Raw genomic sequence first — 246 nt, 5'->3', positions numbered from 1 at the left:
ATCGGATTAGCGCGTTAGGTGAGATGACCCGGGCAAAACCAGGCTGGCATCATGACGGCCACTTTAATTTACTGGATCTACTGCGATTCATCGATGTTGAGCAAAATACCGAGCGGGCTGCTGAGAAATTTGACCCGGACGTTGAGTGAGGAGGATAAGTATGTTACTGAAAAATCAGGTCGCACTAGTAACGGGCAGTAGTCGCGGAATTGGGGCAACAATTGCGAAGCAGTTTGCCAAAGAAGG

Annotated in this window: 1 protein-coding gene; it reads left to right on the top strand. The window is 49.2% G+C overall.

The window, feature by feature from the left end:
• The first annotated feature begins 5 nt into the window (after positions 1–5).
• Positions 6–149 carry an acyl-CoA reductase gene (locus L9G74_RS23310; RefSeq protein WP_369123401.1) on the top strand — a complete coding sequence of 48 codons (144 nt, stop codon included), beginning with the start codon at positions 6–8 and terminating at the stop codon, positions 147–149.
• Positions 150–246 lie beyond the last annotated feature (97 nt).

The sequence above is a fragment of the Shewanella electrica genome (genome assembly GCF_022321485.1).
GTDB lineage: Bacteria > Pseudomonadota > Gammaproteobacteria > Enterobacterales > Shewanellaceae > Shewanella > Shewanella electrica.
Note: the sequence above shows the minus strand (reverse complement) of the source record. Positions and strands in the feature narration are given on the sequence as shown.